The 6653-nt window shown below is 39.7% G+C and carries 7 protein-coding genes; 1 reads left to right on the forward strand and 6 read right to left on the reverse strand.

What is annotated here, in order from left to right; genetic code table 11:
- Nucleotides 1–379 precede the first annotated feature (379 nt).
- The 3 genes from EDD69_RS12195 to EDD69_RS12205 are packed head-to-tail and all read right to left on the reverse strand — an operon-like array spanning nt 380 to nt 2803.
- On the reverse strand, nt 380–1036 hold the full coding sequence (locus tag EDD69_RS12195) for a TetR/AcrR family transcriptional regulator (RefSeq protein WP_077429850.1): 657 nt from the start codon (nt 1034–1036) through the stop codon (nt 380–382).
- A gap of 13 nt (nt 1037–1049) precedes the next feature.
- Nucleotides 1050–2078: an ABC transporter permease gene (locus tag EDD69_RS12200; RefSeq protein WP_132949223.1), complete on the reverse strand. Its 1029-nt coding sequence runs from the start codon at nt 2076–2078 to the stop codon at nt 1050–1052.
- Nucleotides 2075–2803, reverse strand: a complete 729-nt coding sequence (locus tag EDD69_RS12205) for an ABC transporter ATP-binding protein (protein ID WP_132949224.1) — start codon at nt 2801–2803, stop codon at nt 2075–2077. The genes EDD69_RS12200 and EDD69_RS12205 overlap by 4 nt, the downstream gene beginning before the upstream one ends.
- Nucleotides 2804–3067: 264 nt before the next feature.
- On the opposite strand from EDD69_RS12205, the gene adhP reads away from it, so the two are divergent.
- A complete protein-coding gene (gene adhP / locus EDD69_RS12210; protein WP_132949225.1) occupies nt 3068–4081 on the forward strand; it encodes an alcohol dehydrogenase AdhP in 1014 nt (337 codons plus the stop codon).
- 51 nt (nt 4082–4132) lie between these two features.
- On the opposite strand, the gene EDD69_RS12215 is transcribed toward adhP, so the two are convergent.
- The 3 genes from EDD69_RS12215 to EDD69_RS15425 form a co-directional block, all read right to left on the reverse strand.
- Entirely contained in the window at nt 4133–4900 is a 768-nt protein-coding gene (locus EDD69_RS12215; RefSeq protein ID WP_132949226.1) for a FixH family protein, read from the reverse strand.
- A 105-nt stretch (nt 4901–5005) separates the two neighbouring features.
- Complete coding sequence (locus tag EDD69_RS12220) at nt 5006–5929, reverse strand: DUF5050 domain-containing protein (RefSeq protein ID WP_165871789.1); 924 nt, start codon at nt 5927–5929, stop codon at nt 5006–5008.
- Nucleotides 5886–6632 carry a copper amine oxidase N-terminal domain-containing protein gene (locus EDD69_RS15425; protein WP_165871790.1) on the reverse strand — a complete coding sequence of 249 codons (747 nt, stop codon included), beginning with the start codon at nt 6630–6632 and terminating at the stop codon, nt 5886–5888. The genes EDD69_RS12220 and EDD69_RS15425 overlap by 44 nt, the downstream gene beginning before the upstream one ends.
- Nucleotides 6633–6653 lie beyond the last annotated feature (21 nt).

A 6653-nucleotide genomic window follows, 5' to 3' on the forward strand; every position in this document is an offset into this window, starting at 1 on the left:
AATTTATACTATATTTATAGTGAATTCAACATCTATATATGATAAGCTTAATTTTCCGACATAAACAAGCTTTTCTGCCACTTCTCCGAACGAAAACGCCATCAGACAAATGAATTTGTCCGTCATGCGTTTTACGTTCGGAACGGCATGCTTCTAGCATGCCGAGGCGGCAAGAAAAATCTTGCCGCCTATGGCAGAAAAGCGGTCTTCTATTCATGATGAGATATGTCGGAGACTCATATAGTTTTTCTTAATTTTTGCCTTACATTAAATAGAAGTCTTCGCTTTATTTTGATCAGGAGCCGATCGAACGAAGGAATCAATCCGCGAAAATGAACGAGAAATAATAAAAGAATCTCCCGCATGGTTCGCGGGAGATTTATCTTTTCCGTAATCCATTCATTAAAAATTGAATCGTGCGTTCGATTTCTACCTCGTCATCCCACTCATGTTCTGGCATAATCACAAAACGAGTCAAGAAAAAACCGCCAATGGTAGTGATCGTCATGCGAATAATGGAAGCGGTAGGCAATTCAACAATTTCGCCTTTTTCTTGGAACTGTTCCACCATTTCTTTAAATCGTTGATAAACGTTTTCTGTAAATGCCTTTTGAAATTCTTCTTTTATTTCTGGATGAAAGGCGAATTCTTGCCAAAAAATGCGCACAAGCGGCAAGTTTTTTTTGATAAAATGATATCGATTTTTTATTAACGCTCGCAAAAAATCTTCATAGCTTTCGTATTGATTTTCAAATACATCTTTGGCAAATTCTTTTGCCACAGTCGGAACAATCACTTTTGTTAATGTCGGAATAACGATGGCTAACAGCAAATCTTTTTTTGTTTTGTAGTGGCGGAAAATCGTCCCTTCCGCTACCCCTGCCTTTTTCGCAATTTCGCTTGTTGATGTAGAAGCATACCCTTTTTCCGCAAACGTTTCAACCGCTGCTTGTAAAATTTTTATCTGTTTTTCGGTTAACTTCGCGTCTCGGTCGTTTTCTTTTAACAAGTTTGCAATCCATTGTTGTTCGTCCATCACCATTTCTCCCTTACAACTTTCGATATTTTCTCAAGGCGACTACATTCAGTATAGCAAAGAGGAAAGAAAAGCTAAGCAAGACATATACATCCTTTGCAATCGCATTCCATCCGTTTCCGCGAATCATAATCTCCCGAAGCGCATCGGCTCCATATTTCAATGGCATCACGACACTAAGGGAACGAAGCCATTCGGACATCGTATCTAAATTAAATAAGCCGGAAAAAAAGATTTGCGGTACAACCACGAGCGGAATAAACTGCAACATTTGCAGCTCGTTATTCGCAAATGCCGACAGCAATGTTCCTAACGTTAAAGCGGTCATCGCTAATAAAAACGTAATAAGCAAAACATAAAAGAATGAGCCTTCCATGACCATGTCCAGAATATCAATCGCAAACCAAGAAATCAGACTGGCTTGAAGCGTCGCAAAAATCCCAAAGCCGATAATATACCCAACGACCATTTCCCAACGTTTTAACGGAGTGGCCAACAAACGCTCCAATGTTCCGCTTGTACGTTCGCGCAAGAAAGATACACCTGCAATTAAGAAAACGAAAAAGAAAATAAAAAAGCCAATCAAAACAGGACCGAAGTAATCGAATAACTCCATATCTTCAAACCCGTGCAAATACGTCGTTTTTAATTGAATCGATTGCGCTTGCGGTGCTAATGGTTGAAACGCTTTTTGAATCGATGCCATGACGGCTTTATTGACCGTAGGATCGCTTCCCTCCAGCTTCACGTTTAACGTTTGACCATCCATCTCGATAAATGCATCCAGTTGTTGTTTTTCAAGTTGGCGGTTCGCTTCTTTCGCTGTCAATGTTTGAACAGTGATGTTTTGTTTTTCCAATTTCTCCACCATGACGGACGGAACCGTTTCATCTACTCCAATCGTTGCTTTATACTCTTCCCCATTAAAAACAAGGTTTAATAAAAGCAGCACAAACATCGGAGCAAAAACCATTAATCCAAGCGTCCGTTTATCTCGAAAAAATTGGCGAATAATTCGAATCACAATCGCTTGAATTCTCATGCACGCGCACCTCCAAAATATAAAAAGGCTTCTTCTAGTGTTTGAGAATGGGTTTCTTTTTTCAAATCTTCCGGACTTCCAACCGCTATCAGACGCCCATCTCGAATCATCGCTAGACGCTGGCATTTCTCCGCCTCGTCCATTACATGAGTCGTGACAACAATCGTCGTTCCTTTTTCTTGGATCCGTCGTAATTCCTCCCAAATGGCTTGACGAAGCACAGGATCAATTCCTACCGTCGGTTCATCTAAAATGAGTAAATCCGGGTTGTGAAGAAGCGCAACCGCAAGCGATAAACGTCGTTTCATTCCCCCTGAATACGCATGAACAGGCTTTTTTAAATCGTTCGTTAAATTGACAAGCTCAGCTACTTCTTCGATTCGTTTCTTTTGCTTTGATCCTTTTAATCCATAAATCATCGCAAAAAATTGTAAGTTTTCTAATGCGGTTAAATCGTTATATAACGCATCCGACTGCGCCATAAACCCAATTCGTTTCATCATTTGTAAATGGGGCATTTTTGTATCGAACACAAAAATCGTTCCTTTGCTCGCTTCATCAATCCCTGCCATCATCTTGACAATCGTTGTTTTCCCTGCCCCTGATGGACCGAGCATCCCAAAAATTTCCCCTTTATAAATCTCGAACGTGACATCTTGGATGACTTGCTTTTTCCCGAAACTTTTCGATACGTTTTCTACTCGAATACAAACTTCTTTGGACATCTTCATTCCCCCCATTTTTTGTGAGTGATTACTCACTTTCATTATAGCTGATTTTGAGCAATGAATAAAACGTTTTCAAGTAGTTTTTTATTTTTTAACACTTTTTTCAAATGTTTTTTACACATTTTTGAATATCGTCTATGCGATCTTTTTCACATACATTAGACATGGTAAATTTTTATATGCAGATGTAGTAATAATTCATGCAGATACATCAAATAATTTATGCAGTAAATAATTCCCTATCAACTAGGAGGAATTGCAATGAAAGCAGCTGTCGTCGAACAATTTAAAGAACCTTTAAAAATCAAAGAAGTCGAAAAACCAACCATCTCTTACGGCGAAGTATTAGTTCGCATTAAAGCATGCGGCGTATGCCATACTGACTTGCATGCTGCACATGGCGATTGGCCAGTCAAACCAAAACTTCCGTTAATCCCTGGACATGAAGGGGTAGGAATTGTTGAAGAAGTAGGACCAGGCGTCACTCATTTAAAAGTCGGTGACCGCGTGGGTATTCCTTGGTTATATTCTGCTTGCGGACATTGCGATTACTGCTTAAGCGGACAAGAAACATTATGCGAACAACAACAAAACGCTGGTTATTCTGTTGACGGCGGCTATGCAGAATATTGCCGAGCTGCTGCTGATTATGTTGTAAAAATTCCAGATAATTTATCATTTGAAGAAGCTGCTCCAATTTTCTGTGCTGGAGTTACAACATATAAAGCATTGAAAGTGACTGGCGCTAAACCAGGCGAGTGGGTAGCGATCTACGGAATTGGCGGTCTTGGCCACGTTGCTGTGCAATATGCGAAAGCAATGGGACTCAACGTTGTCGCTGTTGATTTAGGCGATGAAAAACTCGAATTAGCAAAAGAACTTGGTGCGGATCTTGTTGTAAACCCTCTAAAAGAAGATGCAGCCCAATTTATGAAAGAAAAAGTAGGCGGTGTGCACGCAGCTGTTGTCACAGCAGTTTCTAAACCTGCGTTTGAATCTGCCTATAAATCCATCCGTCGCGGCGGAGCGTGCGTGCTTGTTGGATTGCCACCAGAAGAAATGCCTGTACCAATCTTCGATACAGTCTTAAACGGCATTAAAATCATCGGTTCCATCGTTGGTACTCGTAAAGATTTACAAGAAGCGCTTCAATTCGCCGCAGAAGGAAAAGTTAAAACAATTGTTGAAGTACAACCGCTCGAAAAAATCAACGAAGTCTTCGATCGCATGCTAAAAGGACAAATTAACGGTCGCGTTGTATTAAAAGTAGACTAATAAACGTTTTGAGGGTGACCCCGATCGGTCACCCTCTTTTCATTCGTTTTATCATTTCACGTGAACATGAATGACTTTGTGATCATGTAATTCATCTTTGATAGCATGGGCCCTGAAATGATAGTCTCCACTGCTCGACAATTTTATATTCGCTACATATTCCCCAGCTGACTGTTCCTTCGCATTAACATAGGTATGCTTCTTTTCTTGCCCAGTCCAGTATTCCAACGTGACATGAGCATTCGTTAAAGGTTTTCCTTCGTGTTGCACATTGATTTTGAATACAGTGTTTTGATCTTTCTCTGTTTCCGTTGGTGATAACTGGATTGTTAATCCATGATGATCATGGTGAGCAGAATGATCATGGGAATGGTCGGATTGGTTCTGTGCTGCTGGATCCTTGTCCTCTTCTTGCTCGTTTTTATTGATTTCTCCAACCGTAAGTTCCACTTGTTTCATGCTATGCATATTTCTTGCTGTTACATGGTAGGTGACGAAATAAATCCCTTCACTGTCGAACGTCTTTTCAGCAGCATATACCCCTTTTCCTTGATGTTTAGCAGGGATCATTTGATGTTTCTCTTGTCCTTTTTTCCATACCTCAAATTGAACATCACTTGCATCCTCTACCGCGTCATTTCCTTGTTTAACCACAACCTGAAGGGTAGTCGGCTGATTCACTTGAATGACTTCAGGGATGGTTTTAAATGTAACCTCAATTGGTGCGGTCGGTTTGGATGGAGCCGGCTCACTTTTTCCATTCATTGAACACGCGGTTAACCACCCTAAACATAAAATGAAATAGACCCATTTTTTCATGAATGACGTCCTCCGTTTCACGCTGAGACTGATGCAACATTTTGGATCATGACCTACCTCATGATAATTTTTGATGATCGCTTCCTTATTTATACAATTTTTTATTTACCAATGCAACATCTCGTAACCTTTGCCATTTATTTTGACACGATGCGCGTTTGTAGTCGTTCGAAAATATAGCCACTCCCCAACCACATTAAAACGAAAAGGAGCTCTCACTTCGTCGGTAAGCTTTGTGACAAAAGAACCATCCGTTCTCATCTTATACACATAATCGAGACCAAAATAAATCCAATCCCCATGAACCTTATACTCTTCAATAAAGTAAATCTCATAACCGGCCACATTCTTACTTATTCTCGTAGGGTTTTTCCCGTTTAAGGTCATGGTATAAAGATCAATAGGTGCCGGGCTCGTTCGATCATCTCTTAACTCCTCAGGAAAGCGGCTATAATAGATTTTCCCATTGGCAATTTGCATTCGAACGGCGTACTCTTCTTTGTTTATAACCCCCATGCCCGAACCGTCTGTTTTCATGCGGTATATTCGACTACACTCTTTTCCATATCCGCATGGAATGAGCCGCAGAAAATAAATATATCCTTTATGGACATGAATATTCCGAATATTCCCTTTTTTAGAATCGCTTATATTACGATTATCATAGTCATAGTAGTTCTCTAATAAAACTTTTTTGCTCGTCCCATTCGTCTTTATTCTGTTTAATGTCACTTTTTTCTTATCATGCTTAAAGGAAGTATAATATATCCATTCACCATCAACAACCATTTCCACTATTGGATCATCTTTGGTAATCGTAACCGGTTTGGAACCTGTTTTCTTGATTTTTTTAATCGGGTTTTTATTTTCCGACGAACCTGATGCATTAGGTACAACATAATAAATCCAATCACCTTGAATATTCATAGATGCAGTCGCATCTTTCGTTAAGATTTTTTTACTTTTTTCATTGCCATATGGAAACCTATAAAGCCCATTCCCTAAAGCAAATCCATCGTTGTAATACACGTACCCTCCATTTAGAAGCGCAGTCCCTGGTCCTTTGGTTTCCAACATGACAGGATATTGATCTTTGGGTGGCTGCGGTTTTTGAACGACTGGTTTTTGAACGACTGGCTTTTTGAACGACTGGCTTTTCCACCTTTAACAAAGCTATTAAACTGCTGATTAAATCTTCGTTCCCCTCTTTTTCAAACTTATGTTCACTAATAATAATCAGTCCATTCTCCCAAAAAACTTGTTTACTTAAAGCCTCAGCAACGGCTCTCAAAGGCAAATAGACTCTTCCTGAAATCATTTCAGGAGAGGTATCTAGTTCTTTTGCCATACCGTTAATCCCCATAAATTTATCTCCAATCGTTAACTCAATATAATTGTCTGCATGGATAATAACGATCGATTCCCTTTCTGGCTTCCAAGACACCTCTCCACCTAGATTCTCAGAAATAAACCTAATGGGCACAAGAATGCGTTCATTCTTAATAAGGGGAACAACATTTTCATTTCCTGAGTCGAGCTGAACCACTTCATTGTTCACATATGCCTTTGGACTGTCAACGAATAACACAATTTTTCCATGTAAACGCTCATCAAATAATGAGTTCGTCTGCGCTTGTTTTGATGATGGGGAAAACAACTGTATTTGATAATTTAAAGTTGAGCCACTTTTGAAGGGTTCGATCACATAAAAAATGAGCCACCTGATTTCCAATTTTCATTACCTCCCTTATGA

This window comes from Thermolongibacillus altinsuensis (assembly GCF_004341205.1).
GTDB classification, from domain to species: Bacteria; Bacillota; Bacilli; order Bacillales; family Anoxybacillaceae; genus Thermolongibacillus; species Thermolongibacillus altinsuensis.